Origin of the sequence: Helicobacter sp. NHP19-003, from assembly GCF_019703305.1 — a bacterium.
GTDB classification, from domain to species: domain Bacteria; phylum Campylobacterota; class Campylobacteria; order Campylobacterales; family Helicobacteraceae; genus Helicobacter; species Helicobacter gastrocanis.
Genome location: NZ_AP024814.1, coordinates 1,400,030 through 1,420,412, shown reverse-complemented (window position 1 = coordinate 1,420,412; position 20,383 = coordinate 1,400,030). Strand labels below are relative to the sequence as shown.

The following is a 20,383-nucleotide window of genomic DNA, read 5'->3' as shown; positions in this document are numbered from 1 at the left end:
TTTGGGTATTATAAAGCAAAAAGTGAGTCATATGCGCCCCGTGTACTTCTTTTGGCTCTTGTTTGCGGTTGCCTTTTATTGGATGCTCTACCTTTATGAAGATTTTTTAATGGATTTGCTGATTGCGGGCTTGCTCTGTGTTACAATCTTTTGGCTCAAAGAGTTTTTTGACCGCTACATGAACAACCTTTGTAGCTCCCTTTTATGTGTGGTGGTACTCTTAAGCTTCTTGGTCGTGCCGCTGTATTTTCTCATTTACAAAAGCACGGATTTTATTGTCCACTTGAACCTAGCAAAATTCGCCTTTTACTTCAATAAGTCTAAGAGCGATCTCTTGCTTTATTTAGAGCGATTCCCCACCTTGAGTGCCTACGCTCATAAAATCTTGTCTAACTTTTCGGCACAAAACCTCACATCTTATGCCCTGCACCTTAGCAGCGATATAGGCAAATTCAGCCTAAAATTTGCGAGCGACACGGCGATGGTCTTGGTCTTTTTGTTTCTGTGTTTCTTTTATGGGGAACGCTTTTACGATTATATTTTGGATATTTTGCCCTTTGAGAAAATCCAAAGCAGGGGGATTTTTAGAGAAGTTGCGGGGATTTTGCGGGTGGTTTTGCTGACATCCATCATCAATGTCGTTTTGCAGGGCATGGCGTTTGGGGCGTTAGTGGCGGGCTTTGGGCTAGATTGGCTCTCTTTGGGGATTTTATACGGGCTATCCTCGCTGATCCCCATTGTGGGGGGGGCGTTGGTGTGGGTGCCTGTGAGTGTCTATGAGCTTTACCGACAGCACTCCACAATCGCCCTCATCATTGCCCTTTATTCGGTGATTTTGATAGGCGGCTTGATCGACAGCCTGATCAAGCCATGGCTCATCGGGGTCATTAAAAAACAGGTGCTGAAAATTTCGCTCAAAATCAACGAGATTTTGATTTTCTTCTCTATTTTAGCGGGCATTAGTAAATTTGGCTTTTGGGGGATTGCTGTAGGCCCCACCATCACCGCCTTTTTCATCGTGCTTTTGCGCCTGTATGAAAAGGTTTTCACTTCTAAGCCACAACAAGCAACCCTGCCTAAATAGTCGGCACGATTTGGGGGCAAGCGTAGGCGATCACGCTGATCACAATCCCGATCAAGATCACAAAGACGATCGAGTATTTCACGGTGAATTTAAAGAGATCGGATTCTTTTCCAGCCAGCCCCACCGCCGCACACGCGATGGCGATGCTCTGTGGGCTAATCATTTTGCCTAAAGTACCGCCCACGGTGTTGGCCGTGAGCGTTAGGATTTCAGGGATTTTTAGATTGTTGGCGGTGAGCTGTTGGAGTGAACCAAAGAGCAAGTTCGAGCTGGTGTCGCTGCCCGTCAAGAACACGCCCACCCACCCGATGATGGGCGAGAAGAAGGTGAAGGCTTTGCCCGTGTGGGTCAAGGCGAGTGCCATAGTTGCTGAAATGCCGCTGTAATTAGACACAAACGCAAAGCTTAAAACAAGCCCAATCGTGAGAATGGGGTAGCGCATCTCTTTTAAGGTGTCGCCAAAGACTTCTAGGGCATCTTTGGCTTTCAAGCGGAGCACAAACATGCTGATGAGTGCCGCCACCAAAATAGAAGTGCCCACGGTGTTGATCAAGGGCAATTTAAACACAACGGGGCCAGCCGCACTCTTGCCCTCAACCACAAAGGGTGCGTTTTTTAAAATCTTTTGGCTAATGCTTGTAAACTCAAAGTAAAAGCTAGAGAAAGACAACGCCCCACCTTTGGCAAAGAGTGCCTTAAACCACGGCTGAGTCCACAAGACAATCGTGGCAATCAAAATAATAAAGGGTGCCCACGCCACCAACACCTTGCAAATGTGGTGTTGTTGTTGGTTGTGTGTAACCTCCTTACCATCGCTCCTAAAAATGTGCTTGGGCTGCCAAAAGCGCAGAAAAAGAGCGGTCGCTATGAGCGAAACAATCGCCGATAAAATCCCGGGCAATTCTGGCCCTAGATAGTTGGAGCTTAAATATTGCGCCAAAGCAAAACTAAAGGCTGCCACAAACACCGCCGGGAAAGTTTCTTTAATCCCCCTAACCCCGTCCATCAAAAACACAATGAAAAAAGGCACTAACAAACTGACAAAGAACAAGATTTTACCAGCCATAGCACTAATGGCAAGCGCGCTCACCCCCACAGCCCCCGCCATTGCAGTGATGGGGATTCCCACTGCCCCAAAGGCCACAGGTGCGGTGTTGGCGATCAAACACAACCCCGCTGCATATAGGGGGTTAAGCCCTAGACCGACCAAAATCGCCGCTGTGATCGCCACAGGCCCGCCAAAGCCAATCGCCCCCTCCAAAAACGATCCAAAACAAAATCCGATCAAAATCACCAAAATGCGGTGATCGGGGGTGATGGCCTGCACGCTCTCTTTTAAAATCTCAAAATAGCCGGACTTGACACTCAGCTTATATAAAAAGATGGCGGCGATGATGATCCACGAAATGGGCCACAAGCCGTAAAGAAAGCCGTAAATAAAACTCGCTCCCACCATTGTCAGAGGCATTTTATACACAAAAAGGGCGATCAGCACAGACAACGCCACACTCAAAAACGCCGCCGTGTGCCCTTTGAGTTTAAACACAATCAAAGAGGCAAAAAACAGCACAATGGGTAAGACCGCTACAAGCGCACTTAACCAAACATTGCCCCCTATGGGGGCATAAACTTGATGCCACATGCAAACTCCTATAAACTAAAGCCTTAAGTATAGCATAGGCTTAGTGGGAGCGGGGGCTACCCCCCTGACCATGCCGACAACCCCCTAGAAGTTGTAAACATAGTTCACAAAGACGGAAACATTGCGCTTGTAACTAAGGTCTAAAAGCTCTTGGTTCTTTTGGGCTTTTAGATAGCTGTTTAGAGCTAGGGGGATTCTTAGCCCCACTTCAAACCCGTGGTGCTTGCTGACATTGCTCCTAAAACCCACATTTAAGGGGATTTGGAAATAGGTTGTGTGTTGGCGCACTTGCCAGCCTCCGGCCTTTAGGGAGTTGGCTAGGCTTTTGTAGCCTTTAGCATCTTTTAAAAGCCAAGTACTGCCCGCTAGCATAAAGCCCACAAATAACCCCGTGGTGTAACGCCCATTGGTACTTTCATAGAAATTGTAGAGCGCATCTGCCCCCGCTCCATAGACCAAATTACTTAAGGCTGTGGCTTGGATTTTGCCATACTGGTAGCTAAAGCTGCCGTAGTAGCGCAGCCCAAAGCGTTTTTTCTTGCCAAAGAAGTGTTTGTACCCCAGCTGGGCGTTAAACCCGTATAAGTCTCCATTGACACTCCCACTTTGCACACCAGCAAGGGGGGAGGCTGATAGAGCTAGTGAACCTGGGTGTTCTTTGGCGTAGGCACTGAGTTTATTTTGTGTGGCTTTGAGATAGGCTAAGAGTGTGCCCAAGTCTTGGATTGCTGTGCCCTTGGCTTGCCTATGTTTGGGGGCCAAATCCTGCCCGTGGTGTGCGGCAGACAACCCATCCTGCCTTGGGACTCTTATGGAGGTGTTTAAGAGGGTGTTTAACAAATCCTGTTGCAACCGCTCCACTTGGGCGATGAGTCGTGCTAGGCTAGATTGCATAGCGGCTAAATCATGGCTCGTGTTTGCCGCCAAAGTGTAAAAGCCCGCAAAAGAGTCCTTGAGGTTTTGGCTAATCTGGGCGTTTTTAGACATTTGGCTAAAGAATTTATCTGTCCCAGCCACTAAAGAGCCCACCGCCTGCGCTGTACTGTTTGTGTTGCCTTCTACAAGTCTAAGAAGCGCATTTGTGTTCGTGGCGATGTTGCCCCTTTCTTCTTGCTTGTAGTTTACAACATCTTTAGGTATGCCATCCCCATCGATGAGGGCTTGTAAATGGGTTTTAGGTGTGGCTAGGGGCATGGACACTTTTGGAGGCACTTGGGTGGTGTTTGACAAGGGCGTTTTTGGCGGATTTTGCGGGTTGATAGAAATGGGGGCGGGTTGGCACCTGCATCTTTAATAGGTGGGGTTTTAGTGTTCACAACAGGGGTGTTTGGGGCAGTTGGGGGCGTGGGGGTTGCGCTCTGGTGTTGGGTTGTGTTGCCCGGTGTAGGGGTTTGGGTTGTGTTGCCCGGTGGTGTCGAGACAGGGCGTTTGGGTGGTTTAGGATCAAAGTCTGGACGCGCCCAAGAGGGGGGGTTTGGAAAGGATTGGCCATCAGCAGTGCAACACCAAATGACATCTGTCCTTTGAAAACCATCTTTGTCTATCTCTATGTCTGCTTCTAAGAAAGGCGAGCAAAGGGCAGCGGCTAGGCTGGCAGAAGTGTTTTTAAATTTTTGATCCATAGAAACCTCCTTTAGAGTTATTGACCCACTTTGTTTTGGGGTACTTTAGGAGCGGGCAAGGTTGTGGGTTGGGCGTTTTTCACATTAAAAAGCGGGGCTTGGTCGACTAGGCTAGGGGCTTTTTTCTGTGTGCTCTGCGTGGCGTTTGAGTATTGAAACCCCACAGACCCATAGCCCCCACTCTCTTCAGCCCACAAGGGGCAAGCAAGGCTAAGAGTGGCTAGGGTGAAGGTTATTTTCAGGGGGTGCATTTTGACTCCTTTCGCTTTAACCAAGAAAGCTTGTTACGAAATTCTACCATAAAGTAACATTGAGTACATAAAATGGCAGATGTTTTTAGGGATTTAGAAAATAGCGGATGCTCGCAAAGCCTTTAATGTGTAGATTTTTCACAAGTTCTACTTCATTGGAGGAGATGATTCCACCCAAAGCAAAAATATGGGCTTTGAGTGTAGGGCTTAGAGCGTTGAAATAATCTAGACCCAAAGGGGGGGGTTTGTTTGGCGTGGCAAAAAGGGGACTTAGGGTGCAAAAGTCCACGCCCAAATCTAGAGCTTTTTGTACTTGTTTGGTGCTGTGTGCGCTGTAAAAGCTTTGTAGGTGTGTGGGGATTTGTGGTGCAAAGTCTAAGGCCTTGCTCTTTAAATGCACGCCTTGAAAACCGTGTCTTAGGGCGCAATCTAGGCAATCTTTGGGGTTTTTTAAATTGACATAAGCCCCAACTTTAAAATCTTTGCAAAGGCACACAAAGGCAGCGTACACCTCTGGGCTAAAGGAGCGATCGCCCACTTGCCTTAAACATGCTAGGCTGGGGGAATGGGTCTTTAAAACCTGCTTGAAACGCTCTTTAAACTCTTTTAAACCGAGAGTCTGCCAACTTTCAGGGGTGATGAAGTACGATTCAAACATGGACACCTACAAAAAACGCTAAGGGAAACAAGCCACCCCCAAGTAAAAATTGCAACACAGCACACTTCAGCCAACACAGCCAAAATCACAGCTTTAGCCAAACTACAAGGGTAGCCACCAAGCGGGCATTATAGCACAAATGGGCCACGCTCTCACAGGGCTGTCAAATTAAAGTTTTTGCTTGGCCCTAGAAACCCCTAAGTTGCGCTGGGTGTCAGAGCCTTGTCTTGGCTTTGGTCTTTATGCGCTGAGCTTTTTATAGAGGCGGCAAGCAGCAACAAGGCCTGCCAAGCCAACAGCCCTAGCTTGACCCAAGCCCCAGGTGCCTAAAGAACAATGTAGGGCCTAAAGTCTATGTGCCCATCGTTGGACTTGTCAAAAAAGCGGGCGTTGGCGCGCTCTAACCTCTCTCTAATCTCTAGATTGGTCGCCTTTTCAAGGTTTTCTTGGTTGCTTTTAAAGACGATGCGGTATTTAAAGACCTCTAGGATGTCCTTAAAATCGGGGACACTAGAGACTTTTTTCATGCTGGCAACCATAGCGATGTGGTGGTGGCCATAATCTCTGGCACTGGCTAAAGAGGCTCTCCATTGCGCCAATCCCGTACTCTTTTTCTCGTGTAAATCCTGCGCTTCATCCAGCGAGTCGATGAGGATAAAGCTGCCGGGCTCTAAATTCTCTTCAAAGATTTGGGCGTTGGTGTGGGTGGGGGCGATTCCATAGGGCTGGAGCTGGTCTTGGATTTTGGCAAGGGTTCTGCTGGCGTTGTAGTGGTAAAGCTTTTTGCCTAAAGCTTGTAGGTTTCTAATGAGAATCTTAAGCCAAGTGATTTTGGCCTCATCTGTGCCCACTAAGAGCAAGTGATCGCCCTCTTCAAAGGGTAGAATAAATACTTTTTGTTCGTAATCCACGCCCACGCCCAGCTGCAAGTTCGCGTCTTTAACCTGAAGTATTTTTGGCATGTAAATGGGCTCTTCGCCATTGTAAAGCTTGCGATCTTCTATGGGTTTAGTGCCCCGCTCTTTAGCTGCCTGTATGGTTTTTAAAATAAAGTCGGGCAGTTTGTCATTGGCTGCATAGGGAATGCTTGTCAACACCATGAGGGAGTCGTCTTTTTGTTCGCCCACAGAGCTGTAAATGCCTTTTTTGATCGCAACACGGGTTGCACCATCATGGCCTAAAACAACAATGCTATCGTTTTTGTCGTTCACGGCTAAAGCCATACGGTTGCCAATTTGGCCTAAAGTTTCTTTAGGGATTGTCCCCCCAGCCATTGTTTGTGTGGAAAAAACCATGTGTACCCCATAGCTACGCCCCTTTTTAAGTAGGTTAACCACCAAACTTGTGATTTCATCTCGTTTTTTACTATCCATAAACAACACCTGAAACTCATCGATGATCACCACAAATCTGGGCAGCCCATGGGTTTGGCGGTAGCCCTTAAAATCCTTCACCCCACAATCCTTAAACAACTTGGCGCGTTCTCCCAATTCTTTATTCAGCCACTCTAAAAAGGTGATCCCATAGGACACATCGGCTTGTACGCTCACTAATTGGGCGTGCTCTAGGGGCGGATGGGCATAGGCATTAAACTCCACACCCTCTTTGTAATCTAATAAGAATAAACGCAATTCATCGGGGGAGTAGTAAAAGGCTAAATTTTGAATCAACACATTTAAAAAATTGGATTTTCCGCTCCCACTACGGCCACAAACTAAGGTGTGGTGCTGGGTTTGATCCCCCCCGATCTCAAACAACACTTCGCGGCCATCCTTGTCCCACCCAATGGGCACACGCACAATATGGACGCTTTCTTTGCTCCAAAACTCTCTCTCTTGTTGCAATTCGTCCACTTCGCGGTTATTTTGTTTGTGCCCGTCATAATGTTTGGCCACCTCTTTAGCAAAGGCGTTTAAATGTTCCGTGTGTGTACCCGTGGAGTCGTGCAGGGCTCTTAAACGCAGGTGTTCAAAAGTGGAGACGCTTTCAAACTTTTGGGCGTGTTTTTCTAAAAAGCGGTCCAAAAACGCCTCCTCCTTGCTGCGCTCCTCCTTTTCGCTCAAATGATAAATGAAGCATAGCACCCCATTAGCCGCCCCAAAGCGCACCAAGTGCTGTAAATACCCCCGACTCTCATGATCCAGCGCATCCACCCCGCTTAAAAACAAGGCGCGCACTTCTAGGCGGTCGGCGTTGTGGCGGTTGTAGTCCATGAAGTCCTTATAACCGGCCAACTTCTCTTGTAAATTGGTCTTTAGGTATTCATAAAGGTTTTTTAAGGCCTCTTTGATTTCATCGCTCTCTGTGAGGATTTTTTGGCGGTAAATGAAATCGTGGTCCTTCTTTAAAAAACGCCGTGCCAGCGCAAACACCCCGCCTAAACTGAGCGCGTCCACCAACACGACTTGTAAATGCGTGAGTGGGATCGTGGAAACAAGGCGCAACAAACCTTCACGCAAGAATCGAGGCGTGTTCTCGCTGTTACCATACAGAGCGGGTGGAGGGAAGGGGTAAACTTTGGGGATAAAAAATTTTTCAAAGCTCTCTTCTAGCCCCTCTGGGGTGTTCTCGCGCACTTCTAGCACGCCCAAGGCCAAAAACTCGGGGTAGCTTTGACCCTCATTGAGGTGCAGTTGCCCGCCTAGTTGGGGCTGGCTTTGGCGGATATTGTCCCTAATTTTTAACAGCTTCTCTTGGCTCTCTTGCAAGGTGAAAAGCGGGCTGTGCGCAAAACGGACTTTGTGTAGGGTTTGGTCTAAATCTTGTAGGGCTTGCAACATAAAAACTCCTTTAGGGTTGGATACTATGGGCTTGTTGGACCAAATCGCGCGCCTCTTCTAGGCGATCGGTGATTTTCTGTTTGTTGCGGATCATCTCCAGCTCAAGGTTTTCAAATTGGTTGGCTAAATGGCACATCCCCTCGATCACCTCTGTGCTGAGCTTGTGGCCCAAATCATCGTCCATCGCCTCCAAAAACAAATCTTCTAAATGCCGCACATGCAACACACTGCCTTCATAGTGCATACACAACTCCTCAAGATTCTAATTTTTTGAGCAAGAGATCAAAGGAAAGCAAGGGCTTTTTAACCCCCGTGTCCGTGTCTAAAAACAAGACCTGATCGCTGGCGGTGTCTAAGATAAACAGCCCTCCATAACCATCGCTGCCAAAAAAGATTTCTTGTGCCTCTAAATGCGCTTTGAGCTTTTGCATAAAAAAGGCAAAGGTGCATTTGCCCTCCATGTTGAAGTTAAGCACATTTTTAAAAGTGTAGTTCTCCTGCCCTATGTAAAAGTTGCGCTTAGGGGGGATGGCGTTGTTGGTGCGTTTTAAAAAATCTAAAAACATCGGGCTAAACTCTAGGCCGCACAACTTTTGCGCGCTCTCTAGGGCAGCCTCTTCTAAGGGGATCACAAATCCCCAATTTGGGTTTTGAGTTGCGGGAGTATTTCTTTCCATAGGGGGTATCCTTTCGTGTGGGGGACAGATAAAAGCACTTCTTCGCGCACTAATTGCATGGTGCCTAGTGGGGGATTTGGGTCAAAATGCCACATGTAGCCCTTGGGTGTGATGCCCTTGTTGATCTGCTCTTGCTCCTCTTGGCTTAAAATCTCTTGTAGAGTGGTGCTCGTGCTTAGGGCTTTTTGCAGGGCTTTGAGTGCATAAAAGCAGAGCATGGGCTTTTCATTGTCCAAATCTTTTAAATCTAAATGGGCGGTGAAGATCGCGGGAAAAACGGGCAGATTGAGATCGTTAAAGGGGATTTTAAAGGTCTCGTCTTGGGTTACTATAAAGCCCTCTTTGCGCTCCTCTAAGAAGGCGCGGTATTCATCGTGGATCGCCTGTATTTGGGCCTGCTGGCGCAGGGGGTCTAGCTGGGTTTGCAGGCCCTGCAATTTGTCGTAAAGTTTTTGAATCCAAGGGGGGATCATGTATTGTTGCTCGATGATCTCGCTGGCCTTGAGTGCGCGCCTGTAAAGTTCGTGATGCGCCTCTCCATAGGCCAAGAGCAAAGACCGGCTTTGCTGGCAAAATTCCTCGATCAAAATCACTTGGATACGCCTAAGCTCCTCTGTGTAGATTTCCACCGCTTCCTCAAGCAAGGCGACTTTTTGTTCCCATTTTTCGCGCTTATCAACCGCGAGCGCCAAAGCAGCCGTAGCGGCTGCAATGGGTCCCCAACACCAAGGCGAAGGGATGGCATTAGCCGCCGCTAACCAAGCCACACAATGCGCTTCCCACGCCCTAGCGCTGGCTAGCCCCTCTTTTGCCTCTTGCAGGGCCTGTTTGGTTTGGGCCAACTCCTCTTTGGTTTCCTCATAGAAGGTTTCTAGCTCCTGTAAAAAGGCGCGGGTTTCTTGATGTAAATGATCTTGAAAATCACTGAAGCGATCAAGAACAGCGCGCACCTGCTTAGTATCAACATTGACGGGCACACTACACCCCTAAATAAGTACGCGTTTCTTCAATCTTGCGTCTGAGCCAGCGCACCTGCTCCTCTGCTTGTTCGTCAAAGTGCTTTAAAAAGCCCTCCAACTCCTTAAGCACTTCCTCAAACTCTAAATACTTGGTGTCCGCCCAAGTGTCGCCTAAAGCGCGGAAGTGCCCGTTTAAACTGCGCACCATTTCATTTAAGTCGTCCATGAATTGCTGGAGGTGGTTGGTAAAGTCCTCAGCCTCATCTGGGTCCATCACTGCTTGTGCCATTTTTACTCCTTAATAAAATTTCCCACCCCACCGCCCTTAAAACTAATGGTTGGTTTCTTGCGTGGTGGGGGGTTCGTCCCCGCCTTGAGAGGGCAATTTGCAAGCGGTGGGTTTGGGGGTTTGGGGTTTTTGGCGTTTTTTACCCCTAGCCTCCTCAAACCTTTGGGTCTTTTGCCATTCCTCTTGTTGCCACTCGGATTGATCGCTGTGGTGTGCAACGCTAGGGCTTGGGTTTTCTTTAGGGCTTAAGTCGGTGTTGGTGTAAAGCATGACATCCCCGCCCTCTAAACGCTGCCCGTTAAAATCTTGCAAACAGCCCTTAAGCCCGTGCTGGGTGTAGAGCAAACTCAAGAGATCGCAGAGCAAATCCGCTCCCCACACACTCTCCCTTAATTGTCGCTTAAAATAGGGGTGTTGCAATAAAGCAGAAGTGCACCCCTCCTCCCACACAAAGCAAAAATCCTTAGGCCTGTGGGGCTCGATGTTGTAAATCTCGTTGAAGTTGTCAAAAAAATCCGCCCCCGCCTCCTGCATGCACACAAAGATCAAGCCCCCTTTTTGGGTGCGCTTAAACACCCCCACCTGTTGGTTCAAGATCACAAAAGCATACGCATACATAGAATTCTCCTAAGCTTTTAATTGTACGGTGTGTTCATCCTCACAAGAATCCCCATCCATCGTGAAAACCCCCACCACAATGCTGTCCGTGTTGATCCGCTTGATTTTGATCTGGTAAATACCCTCATCGTAGGTGTCGTCAAAGTCGATCGGTTCTCTATGCGCTTGGTCGATGGGCAGCTCGTTGGTCGTGGCCAGCGGCCTTTCCGTGTAGTAAAGCTCTAGCCTTGAACCCTTGAAGTTCTTGCCAAATTCCACCCACTCCCCGACCACCATCTCTTCTTTTTCTAGGATCAAATGGAAACAATCCCCCTTCTTGCGCCCCAAGTAGAATTTAAAGAGGGGGTCTTTACCCGGGCAGGCATCTGGAGAGCAAATGTTGATGCCCCCGCCGTATTGCTCGCGCCCGTCTAAAAGCCCAAAGACCACCCCTGTTTTGCAGGTTACGCGCTGGTGTTGGTCGGGCTCGGGGTCTTTGTTGGTCCTCTCTTTAATGAGCGCATCGGCCTCTGGGGTGCCTAGGGGCGGGTAGATGATGAATTGGATCTCGGATGTGGACTCTGCCTTTCTTTTGGCCGCTTCCTCTTCAAAGAGCATTTTCACTAAGGGCGAACGGCTGGAATTTCCGCCCAAGAAAATGTGCACCTCTTTAGCGTCTTTCATCTGTGGAGCGGCCACCCGCAACGCCTCAAAGAAATTTTGGATGACCTCCCCGATCTCCCTTTTTAAAATGTGCAATAATTTGGAACAATTCACCATGAATTGCGCACTTTGGGGGACTCCTTGTCGGTTGACCAAGTTTAAATTAATGCGCTCTTCTGCTAGACCATCGGCCTTGATTTGTTCCTCATCTAAGCCGTGCAAAAAGGGGCGCAATTCCTCAGCAATGGTTTGCAAATTGCGCCGCCCCTCTCTTTTATTGTCAATGAAGGCGCGCAAGGTGTGGACATTAGTCACCCTAGCTTCGTAATTAGGCGTGGCGATCACCAAATCATTTTGGCGCACTTCCTCCATATTGTCCTTAAACACCTCTAGGGCCAAAAGCTCTAAAAGATTTTCCCCGCCTAAGTATTTTGCGCCCCCCTCATTGAAGTGGTGCAAGTCGTAGTCTTTGTCCTCGTCTGCGCTCTTTTGCCAGTAGCCAAAGTCAAAATCTGTCGTCCCCCCGCCAAAATCAAACACCCCATAGTTGACCGCTTCCGCCCCCATGTGCTTAATGGTGAATCCAAAGGCCTGCAGTGCGCTGATGGCGTAAGCGGCCGGCTCACTCACCTTCATTTCCACGATCATTTTTTCCACTTTAACCCGCTCGTTCTCTTTTTTGCCCGTGATGTAGGGGTCAAAAATGCCCTGGGGCAAAGACTTGGTAAGCCCACGCATAAAACTTGCCTTGATGTGTTCTCTTTGTTCCTTTTCGTATTTGGCCGGATAAGATAAGAGATAGGTCAAGTGTACACCTTCAGGGTTACCCCCCATGTTGTTGATGTAGCGGCCCAAGAGATAGGCGTAAATCTCAATAGGGTCGGGTTTGCCCGCCCCATAATCGGTGATGTCGCCCAAATCCCAAGCCACTCCGTCTTGGTCTTGTACCCGCACTTCATTGCCAAAAGTCCCCGCCCATTGTTTGAGCTTGTAGAAAAAGCGGTAATAGTCATTCCTCCTAGCTTCTTTAAAGTGCTCAAAAGCCATGTGCGAAATGCTTAAATCCGCGATGTCTGTGAAAGGGCGGTGTTCAAGGCGGTTATAATCCCTTAAGAATTTTTTGTAATCGTAAAACTCCATGAAGGTGGGGTTTTCAAAATCCGCCTCTTCCACAGTCTTTTTGGTGTCCAGTGTCCCAATGGCGAGCAAGATTTTACGGCTGTTTTTGTCTAAGATGGCCGCTGTGGTGCTCTTAGTGCCAAAGTCTATGGCGACCACTTCGGCCTTACGCCCAAAGACATCCTGGGTGTTTAGGGGGTGGCGGGTGTTTAGAGTGTAGCGCTCATTGCCGCTAGGTTCGGGGAAGCAAAAGGTGATGGTGCTTTGCTCGCCGGTGGCTTGGGGGTGGATGTCCCAATGCCCGGCATTGGGGTCTTCTAAGAGGTTGTGGTCATAGGGGTCTAAATTGATCGCCCTTGTGTCTACCTCTAAAAGCCATTGTTTGAATTGTGAGAACGCCTCTTTACTCAAACGGCGCATGGCGTTGTTCTGCCCTAAAATCCTCTTGGCCCGTGCTAATTCCTGCGGGGTGATGCAATTTTGGCTAGCGGTGCTGTTGTCTTGTAGCCATGCCAGCTCCTCCATCAAAGAGAGCAGTCCTTTAGAGGGGTCTTTGGGGTTGGCCGCACAAATGCAGTCGATCAACTCCAGCAAGCGCTGCTCGCTCTCGCTTGCCCCCCCTCCTTTTTTGGTCTTGATCTCTTTGCGTGTGAGTTGGGCGTTGCGTTTGATGCTCTCAAAGTCTTTTAAAAATTTCTTGTCCTCTGGGCTCAATTCCTTGAGTTTGAGCGCAATGGGGTGGTTGATGGGCAAAGTGATGCTTGAGAGCGTTTCTCTAATTTTGTCGTTTTTTAAATTCAAGGGATTCATGGGTTTTTCCTTCCGTAAAATGGTCTTTTTCACTTTTTTTGCGAAACATACAAGGCTGTTGAGCCAACTAAAATCAATGCCTTTTTTCCATTGTCTAAACATGAGTCTTTTGGACTTCAACAAGGCTTTTATAGGTGTTTGATCCTAGCTGGTAGCCCGCAAAATGCACCTTTGTTACCTTGCCTCTCGTGGGCTGCGGGTCTTCTGGGGTGGCGTGCTCTCTGGGGTTATAGTTGTCTCCCTCGCACACGCTTAGACGGGTGAGTTTCTCGCTAGATTCTAAAAGCGGAAAAAGGGCGTTAAAAAAGGCGATCAGGGGCTGAATCTTAGACAAATCCTTGCGGAAGTCTTGAATGTCTTGAGCGATGCACTTAAGCACAAACAAGCGGTCTTGTCCCAGCTTAGAGGCAAAGAGATCGTCTAAAGTGGCGTTTTTATCGATTTCTAGGCGTTTTAAGAGCTGATCGCTCTGTTGGGCTAAGTTGAGTAATTGCACGAGGGCTAGGCTTTGATAACCCTTTGCCTCTTTTTGATCGGCTTGTGCCTCCTTAAGTTCCCCCTCTAGTTGGCTACATTTGTCCTCTAGGTTTTGGCAATCTGTTTTAGCCGTGCTTAATTCCCCCTCCAGCCTCTTTTTTTCTTGCTTCAGATCGTCTAGTTCTGTGTCTAGCTCTTTGCTTTTGCTCTGCCATTTTGCCCCGTCTTCTTGGGCCCGTCTTAGGTTGCTTTGGACATCTTTAAGCTTTTGTTCTAGGTTATCGTTGTCTGTTCTTTGTCGGTCTAGTTTACCCTGCAATGTTGCATTGTCTTGTTGTGCTTGTTGCTCGCTGTGCTCTAACTTTGCTTGTACTTTTTGCAACTCATCTATCTTTTTATTGAACGCCTCTTGCAGTCTCTCCTTTTCCCCCTCAACTCCCTGTTTGGCACTCTCTAACGCCTTTATTTTGTCCTCTAGGTCTGCCTTTTCTTTTGTGAGGGTGGCGTTTTCTGTCTTGAGCGTTTCAAGTTGTGTGGCATCTAGGCTTTCTTTGGGGCGCGATTCTTGCGATTCTTTAAATGCCTCTAAAGCCACAATCCTTTTTTCCAGCGCCTCAATGCAGCCAAAGATTTTTGACTCTTTCTCTTTCTTTTTGCCCTTGCCCATTTCTTCTCCCTCTGGTGGTGTGTATAGTTCCTCCAACAACCGCTTTAAGTTGTCAAGGATTTCTAGGGGGCTGTCTTGGGGAAAATCACACGAGTGGGGTTGCGTGCCCTCGTAGGCTGTTTTGTTGGTGTTATAAATTCGTTCTTGGACTTGGGTTTGGTTTCTGGGGTGTTCTTTTGAGGAGGCGTTAGAGGGAGTTACCCCCCAGATTGGTACACCTCAACGATGATTTTACCCTCCACTTCTTGCAAGTTTAAAAAGCAAACATGCCCATCTACAGAAAATTTCTTAGACTTTTCTTTCTCTAGTTCGCTAAAATTGCTTAGCTTATAAATCAATTGCACCAAAGCACTCAAACTAACCTCCTTAAAATAAAATCAAAATTCTACCCTAAAAAGATTAACGGGCACGACACGCCCAAAAAACGCCCTGCACAAGCAAACACGATGTGTTTGCCCGTTACTAAGCAGGCACTCCACGCACACATGGGGCTTGAAGCGACTACGCGCCCCAAAGCGCAAGCCACACACCCAAACACACCCCACGCATTTGCCAATGCCCCTTAAGCGGGCACAATGTGTCCGCTCACCGTGGCTAAGTCCTTATCCCCCCGGCCGCTAAGATTGACAATCATTAGGCTCTCTTGCTGGCACTCTTTGGCGAGCTTGTAAGCGTGGGCTAGGGCGTGTGCGCTCTCTAGGGCGGGGATGATGCCCTCGCTTTGGCTTAGACGCACAAACGCTTCTAAAGCTTCCTTGTCGCTTGCGGCTACATACTGCGCCCGCCCGCTTGTTTTTAAGAAGCTATGCTCGGGACCCACACCGGGGTAATCTAGCCCAGCTGAAATGCTGTGGCTCTCTTGTATTTGCCCCTCGCCATCTTGCAAAATGTAAGTCTTGCACCCGTGCAAAATCCCCACACTCCCTTTGCATAAAGTCGCCCCGTGTTTGTTCGAATCAAGCCCTAGCCCTCCGGGTTCAACGCCTATCAAGCCCACGGCTTTATCGTCTAAAAACCCGGCGAAAATGCCGATCGCATTAGACCCTCCGCCCACACAGGCGATCACTTGATCGGGCAATCTACCCTCTTTTTCTAAAATTTGCGCCCTAGCCTCTGTACCGATCATGCTTTGGAAGTGTTTCACCATTTGCGGATAAGGGTGTGGACCTGCAGCGGTGCCTAACAAATAATGCGTGGTTGGGTAAGAGCTCGCCCAGTCCCTTAAAGCCTCATTGATCGCATCTTTAAGACTTGCCGACCCACTCTCTACAGGCTGCACCTTTGCCCCGAGCAAGCGCATTCTAAAGACATTTTGCTCTTGGCGTTGTATGTCCTTAGCCCCCATATACACCACGCACTCCAGCCCTAAGAGCGCACACGCAATCGCCGTAGCCACGCCGTGTTGCCCCGCCCCCGTTTCGGCGATCACCCGTTTTTTGCCTATCTTTTTGGCCAACAAGGCTTGCCCTAATGCCTGATTTGTCTTATGCGCTCCCCCGTGGATCAAGTCCTCTCGTTTTAAATACATTTTCACTTTCGGGTTAGGGCAAAAATTTTGCACCAAAGTCAAAGGGCTGGGACGGCCCACAAAGTCCTTTAAAAGCCCCTTGAACGAGGCTTGAAACCCTGTATCGTTCAAACAATCCTTAAACGCCTGCTCTAATTGCGCCAAAGCAGGGACCAACAGCTCAGGCACAAAGCCCCCCCCAAACTCTCCAAAATACCGCTGCATTCAATACTCCCGTAACATTTTCGCCACTTGGGCGATTTTTTGTCCGCTCTTTTTGCCCGGTGCGCTCTCTAGCCCTGAGTTTAAATCTAAGCCTAACGCCCCCGTGCTGACCGCATTTTCTAAATTGTGCGCATTAAGCCCGCCAGCCAGCATGAAGGGGCGTTTAAAGCCCTCTAACAAATCCCAACAAAACGCCACGCCATTGCCCCCCGCCTTTGCTCCCTTACTGTCAAACAAAACTAGGGAGGTGTTTGGCGTGGGGGGGAGTTTTTTGGCGCGGGGGTCTACGCTTGTTACCGCCCACACGGGGCAATCCAGGGCGTTTTCTAGCAAGGCTAGCTCTTGTGGGCTGTAGTGCCCGTGCAGTTGTACCGCCTTGAGCTTAAGCTGATACGCCCTTTTAATGATGGTTTTGATCTTGGCTTGCACGAACACCCCCACAAAGTCCAACTTAGGCACTTTTTTAATGAGCTTTTGCGCCTTTTTGGGGGCAATGTATCTAGGGCTTTGGGGGTCAAAAATCAACCCACCATAGATGAATCCATTTTTAAGCACCGCCTTAGCGTCCTTGACCCGCCTTAATCCACAGACTTTATTTTCGCCCAAAATGAGCTTTTTACACGCCTTGTCTAAGTTCTTTTGCGCCATCAGTGTGCTGCCCACTAAAAAGCCCTGCACCTTAGCGCAAAGCTGTTTCACCACAGCGTGTGAGCTGATCCCGGACTCGCTGATGATGATTTTATCCTCGGGGATGAGGGGGGCGAGTTTTAAAGTGGTGTTTGTGTCCACTTTTAGGGTTTTTAAATCCCTATTGTTGATGCCGACAATGGGGGCGTTTAAGGCGATCGCCCTTTGCACCTCTTCTGGGTTACTCACCTCTGTTAAAACCGCCATGTTTAAAGACTTCGCTAAGGTAGCCAGCTCTGTGTAGGCTTGATCCTCAAGCACGCTCAACATCAACAGAACCGCATCCGCCCCCATAAGACGGGCTAGGCGCACCTGAAAAGGGTCTATCACAAAATCCTTGCACAAAAGAGGCTTCGTGGTGTGGGCGGCGGCTAGGCGCAAATTTTCAAACGAGCCTTTAAAATATTTTTCATCGGTCAACACAGAGATGCAAGTGGCATGTTTCTCATACACCTTAACGATCTTCACCAAATCAAAGGGGCTTCGAATCAAGCCTTTAGAGGGGGAGGCTTGCTTGCACTCTAAAATAAAGCTTGTGCGCCTCTCTTGCAAAGCCTCCTTGAAATCTCTAAGGCTTGGCCTTAGCGTGGCGGGCACGCTGTAGCGGTTCTTCAAGGCTTGCACCTCTAATTTCTTGTGTTCTAACATGGTTTTTAGCAAGTCATGCATGGCTTAGTTGTACCATCCTTTGTAAGTGGGTGTAGGCTTGTTTGCTCTCTAAACACTCTCTAGCTAGTCTTGCCCCCTCTTTAAAATCCCTCGCTCGCCCCACAACGAACAACACCCCCGCCGTGTTTGCGATCACGCTTGATTTTTGCGCCTCTGTGCCTCCCCCTTGCAATAAGTCCAAGCAAATTTGTCCACTCTCTTGCACGCTCGACACCTTGAGCGCCTCTAGGGGGTGGCTTTTTAACCCAAAGTCTTTGGGGGTTAGCTCGTATTGTGTGATTTGCCCCGATCTTAGCTCATAGGCTAAAGTCGCCCCATGCAAGGCAATCTCATCACAGCCACTGCCGTGCACCACTAACGCCCTCTCTAAGCCTAAATTCTGCAAGGCGCACGCAAGGGGGTAGCACAACTTGGGGCTAGACACGCCCAAAAGTTGTGCTTTGGGGCGTAAGGGGTTTAAAAGCGGTCCTAGCAAGTTAAAGAGTGTGCGGGTTTTTAGGGCTTTCCTTAGGGGGGCGACTTTGGCAAAGCTTGGGTAAAAAATCGGGGCAAAGAGAAAGGCGAAATTGGCCAGATTTAGGCTTTGGTGTACTTGCTTGGGGCTTAGGCGGATGTTAAAGCCCAAATGCTCCAAAAACTCGGCACTCCCACCCCCACCAGAGCTGTAATTGCCTGCCTTTGCCATTTTCACACCTAAAGTGGCGCACACGAACGCGCTGATGGTGCTGATGTTAAAACTCCTCACCCCATCCCCGCCCGTACCGCAATTATCCACAACGCCAAAGGGGTAGTTAAAATCTTGACTCTCCCCTAAGCACGCCTGCACACTACAAGCGATCTCTAGCGGACTCTCTCCCTTGCACTTAAGCGCAATGAGCAAAGCCCCCAGCTCAATGTCGCTAAAACGCCCTTGCAATAGCCCCTCCCAAAACGCCCGCACCTGCCCCTCGTTTAAATCCTCTTTAGCGCAAAGCTGGTGGAGTAAATCTACATAAAGGGGCATGTCTTACCTTCGCATAAATGGGGATTATAACATGTGCAATATAAAGCGTTACGGACGCGGCATTGTTTTTCAAGGCACGGCTGTGGAGGTGGCTTTATGTAAAGTGTTGCTATAATGCCCCTTTTGGGAGAGAGCATGCGTATTTTTGTGATCCATTTGTCTAAAGCCACTTGTGAGGAGTGGGGGCTAAGGGAGCGTAACATGGAAACTCTTTTACAAGACTTGGATCGAGACAAACACCCCGTTGAGGTGTTTGATGCCATTTACTCCAAAAGTCAAGAGGGCTTGCACCCTTTAGTCAAAGCGCACTTACAGCCCTTTTTTATCCACCCAAGCGTGGACAACCCCGTGCCAAAAAGTTTAAAAAACTATCTATGCGCGTGTTGCTGTGCGCTTAAACAGGAAGGCGTACCGATGAGCCTTGGCGAGTTGGGGTGCTTTGCCAGCCATTACAGCTTGTGGCAACGCTGTTTAGATTTGCAAGAGCCCATTTGTATTTTAGAAGACGACATCGCATTAGAGTCCCACTTTTTTGAGGCCATAGATCACATCGCAAAGCACATCCATGGTCTACACTGGGTGCGCCTCATGCATCTATTCACCGATCAAATCTCCTCTACACCAACATCCACTCCCCAAATCTCTATCATTCCCTACAGCTACCCCTCTTATGGGAGCGGCACACAGGGCTATGTGCTCGACCCCACCGCTGCCAAAGCCTTTATTAAGGCGAGCCAGCATTGGGTCATGCCTGTGGATTTTGTTTTGGAAAACACCTATTTACATGGCATAAAAAACCATGTTTTTGAGCCCTTCGCCATTAGCGAACACACACAAAACACTTTAGAAGGCAATATTTCCAGGGATCGCGATGTCGGCTACCCGCCACTTGTGGGTGCTATCAGACATCTACACCGCTACTATGTAAGCTACAAAACGAGGAATTGACATGCGCCACCACCAAAACACTTTATTGGGAATCTTCCTAGGGCTCTGTGTCATCGGGGTTTTAGCCCTTGTGTCGCTCAAAATCGCCCATCTGCCCTATTTGAGCACGCACCACATTTCTCCCCTCTTAGTGGCGGTTTTGCTAGGGCTCTTAGGCTCGTTTCTTTACCCCAAAATCGCCTATTGGACACACCACGGCGTACATTTTAGCGCCAAAAAGCTCTTGCGTTTAGGCATCATTTTATACGGCTTCAATGTAACGATCAACGACATTTTGCACTACGGCTACGCGCCCCTATTCGTGGCGTTGGTCGTGGTCGTGGGGGTGTTCTTGCTTGGGGTGTGGCTGGGGGCAAGATGGGACTAGATAAAGACTTGAGCATGCTCGTGGCGTGTGGGAGTGCGGTGTGTGGGGCGGCGGCGGTCTTGGCCCTAGAGAGCGTGCTTAAATCCCCTCCCTTTAAGGGCGTGGTGGCTGTGGGCACCGTGATCGTCTTTGGGCTCTTGGCAATGTTTTTATATCCCTTTGTGTATAACTTGGGCTGGGTGCCTCTAAGCCCTTTGGGTGAGGGGGTGTATATCGGGGCAACTTTGCACGAAGTGGCGAATGTCGCCGGGGCGGCGAGTGGGATTTCTTTAGAAGCCGAGAAAGTTGCGGTTACCATAAAAATGGTACGCGTGATCATGCTCATCCCCCTGCTTTTAGCCGTGTCCTTTTATTTAAAAAGCACAAACGCCGAGCATAGCCACAAGGTCAAATTACAAGTCCCTTGGTTTGCCTTCATCTTTTTAGGCATGGTCGTGTTGCACTCTTATTTACAGCCCTTATTTGGCGGTTTTGTCGCCCCTGAAGTGCTACAACACGGGGTGGAGGTGTTGCGTTTTGGGTCTGTGCTGTGCTTGGTGTGTGCGATGGGGGCGTTGGGCTTGCAAGTGGAGCTGAAGAAGTTTTTAAGTCTAGGCGGTCGGGCGTTTGTTTTGGCCTTAATTCTGTTTGTGGTTTTGATTTTTGCAGGCTTTGCTTTGGTGAAGGTGTTGATGGGCTAGCC

At 48.8% G+C, this 20,383-nt stretch carries 20 protein-coding genes and 1 pseudogene; 3 read left to right on the top strand and 18 right to left on the bottom strand.

Annotation, left to right across the window (positions count from 1 at the left end; all coding sequences use genetic code 11):
- Positions 1–31 precede the first annotated feature (31 nt).
- Entirely contained in the window at positions 32–1,084 is a 1,053-nt protein-coding gene (locus tag K6J72_RS07340; RefSeq protein ID WP_221279430.1) for an AI-2E family transporter, read from the top strand.
- Here K6J72_RS07340 and K6J72_RS07335 read toward each other — a convergent pair.
- The 18 genes from K6J72_RS07335 to trpD form a co-directional block, all read right to left on the bottom strand.
- Positions 1,077–2,726, bottom strand: coding sequence for an L-lactate permease (locus K6J72_RS07335; RefSeq protein ID WP_221279429.1), 1,650 nt, complete (start codon positions 2,724–2,726; stop codon positions 1,077–1,079). The two genes, K6J72_RS07340 and K6J72_RS07335, sit on opposite strands and share 8 nt — an antisense overlap.
- An 84-nt stretch (positions 2,727–2,810) precedes the next feature.
- A complete protein-coding gene (locus K6J72_RS07330; RefSeq protein ID WP_260320577.1) occupies positions 2,811–3,920 on the bottom strand; it encodes an outer membrane protein in 1,110 nt (369 codons plus the stop codon).
- Positions 3,911–4,348, bottom strand: coding sequence for a hypothetical protein (locus K6J72_RS07325; RefSeq protein WP_221279428.1), 438 nt, complete (start codon positions 4,346–4,348; stop codon positions 3,911–3,913). Before K6J72_RS07325 ends, K6J72_RS07330 begins: the two co-directional genes overlap by 10 nt.
- Positions 4,349–4,365: 17 nt before the next feature.
- Complete coding sequence (locus K6J72_RS07320) at positions 4,366–4,599, bottom strand: hypothetical protein (RefSeq protein WP_221279427.1); 234 nt, start codon at positions 4,597–4,599, stop codon at positions 4,366–4,368.
- Between the two features lie 85 nt (positions 4,600–4,684).
- Positions 4,685–5,257 (bottom strand): thiamine phosphate synthase, encoded by a 573-nt coding sequence (locus tag K6J72_RS07315; RefSeq protein ID WP_221279426.1) that lies wholly within the window; start codon positions 5,255–5,257, stop codon positions 4,685–4,687.
- A 326-nt stretch (positions 5,258–5,583) separates the two neighbouring features.
- Complete coding sequence (locus K6J72_RS07310) at positions 5,584–8,037, bottom strand: FtsK/SpoIIIE domain-containing protein (protein ID WP_221279425.1); 2,454 nt, start codon at positions 8,035–8,037, stop codon at positions 5,584–5,586.
- A gap of 10 nt (positions 8,038–8,047) precedes the next feature.
- Positions 8,048–8,281: a hypothetical protein gene (locus tag K6J72_RS07305; RefSeq protein ID WP_221279424.1), complete on the bottom strand. Its 234-nt coding sequence runs from the start codon at positions 8,279–8,281 to the stop codon at positions 8,048–8,050.
- A 10-nt stretch (positions 8,282–8,291) separates the two neighbouring features.
- Entirely contained in the window at positions 8,292–8,714 is a 423-nt protein-coding gene (locus K6J72_RS07300) for an SMI1/KNR4 family protein (RefSeq protein ID WP_221279423.1), read from the bottom strand.
- Complete coding sequence (locus K6J72_RS07295; RefSeq protein ID WP_221279422.1) at positions 8,666–9,691, bottom strand: HNH endonuclease; 1,026 nt, start codon at positions 9,689–9,691, stop codon at positions 8,666–8,668. Before K6J72_RS07295 ends, K6J72_RS07300 begins: the two co-directional genes overlap by 49 nt.
- 1 nt (position 9,692) lies before the next feature.
- Positions 9,693–9,962 carry a hypothetical protein gene (locus K6J72_RS07290; protein WP_221279421.1) on the bottom strand — a complete coding sequence of 90 codons (270 nt, stop codon included), beginning with the start codon at positions 9,960–9,962 and terminating at the stop codon, positions 9,693–9,695.
- 42 nt (positions 9,963–10,004) lie between these two features.
- Positions 10,005–10,580, bottom strand: coding sequence for a hypothetical protein (locus tag K6J72_RS07285; protein ID WP_221279420.1), 576 nt, complete (start codon positions 10,578–10,580; stop codon positions 10,005–10,007).
- Between the two features lie 9 nt (positions 10,581–10,589).
- Entirely contained in the window at positions 10,590–13,151 is a 2,562-nt protein-coding gene (locus K6J72_RS07280; RefSeq protein WP_221279419.1) for a hypothetical protein, read from the bottom strand.
- 94 nt (positions 13,152–13,245) lie between these two features.
- Positions 13,246–14,331, bottom strand: a complete 1,086-nt coding sequence (locus K6J72_RS07275; protein ID WP_221279418.1) for a hypothetical protein — start codon at positions 14,329–14,331, stop codon at positions 13,246–13,248.
- 161 nt (positions 14,332–14,492) lie between these two features.
- Entirely contained in the window at positions 14,493–14,651 is a 159-nt protein-coding gene (locus K6J72_RS07270; protein ID WP_221279417.1) for a hypothetical protein, read from the bottom strand.
- 29 nt (positions 14,652–14,680) lie between these two features.
- The gene (locus K6J72_RS07265; protein ID WP_221279416.1) at positions 14,681–14,851 is read right to left on the bottom strand and encodes a hypothetical protein; all 171 of its coding nucleotides are present in this window, start codon (positions 14,849–14,851) and stop codon (positions 14,681–14,683) included.
- A 6-nt stretch (positions 14,852–14,857) separates the two neighbouring features.
- Positions 14,858–16,027: a tryptophan synthase subunit beta gene (trpB, locus tag K6J72_RS07260; RefSeq protein ID WP_221279415.1), complete on the bottom strand. Its 1,170-nt coding sequence runs from the start codon at positions 16,025–16,027 to the stop codon at positions 14,858–14,860.
- Positions 16,028–17,383, bottom strand: coding sequence for a bifunctional indole-3-glycerol-phosphate synthase TrpC/phosphoribosylanthranilate isomerase TrpF (gene trpCF / locus K6J72_RS07255; protein ID WP_221279414.1), 1,356 nt, complete (start codon positions 17,381–17,383; stop codon positions 16,028–16,030).
- Positions 17,376–18,386: an anthranilate phosphoribosyltransferase gene (gene trpD / locus K6J72_RS07250; RefSeq protein WP_221279413.1), complete on the bottom strand. Its 1,011-nt coding sequence runs from the start codon at positions 18,384–18,386 to the stop codon at positions 17,376–17,378. The genes trpCF and trpD overlap by 8 nt, the downstream gene beginning before the upstream one ends.
- Positions 18,387–18,521: 135 nt before the next feature.
- Between trpD and K6J72_RS07245 the strand changes: the two genes are divergently transcribed.
- Both K6J72_RS07245 and K6J72_RS07240 read left to right on the top strand, forming a co-directional pair.
- Entirely contained in the window at positions 18,522–19,334 is an 813-nt protein-coding gene (locus K6J72_RS07245; protein WP_221279412.1) for a glycosyltransferase family 25 protein, read from the top strand.
- Position 19,335: 1 nt separating this feature from the next.
- Positions 19,336–20,381: pseudogene (locus K6J72_RS07240) on the top strand (YeiH family protein).
- Positions 20,382–20,383 lie beyond the last annotated feature (2 nt).

Coding starts and splice junctions, on each gene's coding strand:
- K6J72_RS07335 (WP_221279429.1), bottom strand. CDS start 2,726: ATGTGGCATCAAGTTTATGCCCCCATAGGGGGCAATGTTTGGTTAAGT.
- K6J72_RS07285 (WP_221279420.1), bottom strand. CDS start 10,580: ATGTATGCGTATGCTTTTGTGATCTTGAACCAACAGGTGGGGGTGTTT.
- K6J72_RS07315 (WP_221279426.1), bottom strand. CDS start 5,257: ATGTTTGAATCGTACTTCATCACCCCTGAAAGTTGGCAGACTCTCGGT.
- K6J72_RS07310 (WP_221279425.1), bottom strand. CDS start 8,037: ATGTTGCAAGCCCTACAAGATTTAGACCAAACCCTACACAAAGTCCGT.
- K6J72_RS07280 (WP_221279419.1), bottom strand. CDS start 13,151: ATGAATCCCTTGAATTTAAAAAACGACAAAATTAGAGAAACGCTCTCA.
- K6J72_RS07245 (WP_221279412.1), top strand. CDS start 18,522: ATGCGTATTTTTGTGATCCATTTGTCTAAAGCCACTTGTGAGGAGTGG.
- K6J72_RS07300 (WP_221279423.1), bottom strand. CDS start 8,714: ATGGAAAGAAATACTCCCGCAACTCAAAACCCAAATTGGGGATTTGTG.
- K6J72_RS07340 (WP_221279430.1), top strand. CDS start 32: ATGCGCCCCGTGTACTTCTTTTGGCTCTTGTTTGCGGTTGCCTTTTAT.
- K6J72_RS07320 (WP_221279427.1), bottom strand. CDS start 4,599: ATGCACCCCCTGAAAATAACCTTCACCCTAGCCACTCTTAGCCTTGCT.
- K6J72_RS07330 (WP_260320577.1), bottom strand. CDS start 3,920: ATGCCCCTAGCCACACCTAAAACCCATTTACAAGCCCTCATCGATGGG.
- K6J72_RS07290 (WP_221279421.1), bottom strand. CDS start 9,962: ATGGCACAAGCAGTGATGGACCCAGATGAGGCTGAGGACTTTACCAAC.
- trpB (WP_221279415.1), bottom strand. CDS start 16,027: ATGCAGCGGTATTTTGGAGAGTTTGGGGGGGGCTTTGTGCCTGAGCTG.
- trpCF (WP_221279414.1), bottom strand. CDS start 17,383: ATGCATGACTTGCTAAAAACCATGTTAGAACACAAGAAATTAGAGGTG.
- K6J72_RS07325 (WP_221279428.1), bottom strand. CDS start 4,348: ATGGATCAAAAATTTAAAAACACTTCTGCCAGCCTAGCCGCTGCCCTT.
- trpD (WP_221279413.1), bottom strand. CDS start 18,386: ATGCCCCTTTATGTAGATTTACTCCACCAGCTTTGCGCTAAAGAGGAT.
- K6J72_RS07305 (WP_221279424.1), bottom strand. CDS start 8,281: ATGCACTATGAAGGCAGTGTGTTGCATGTGCGGCATTTAGAAGATTTG.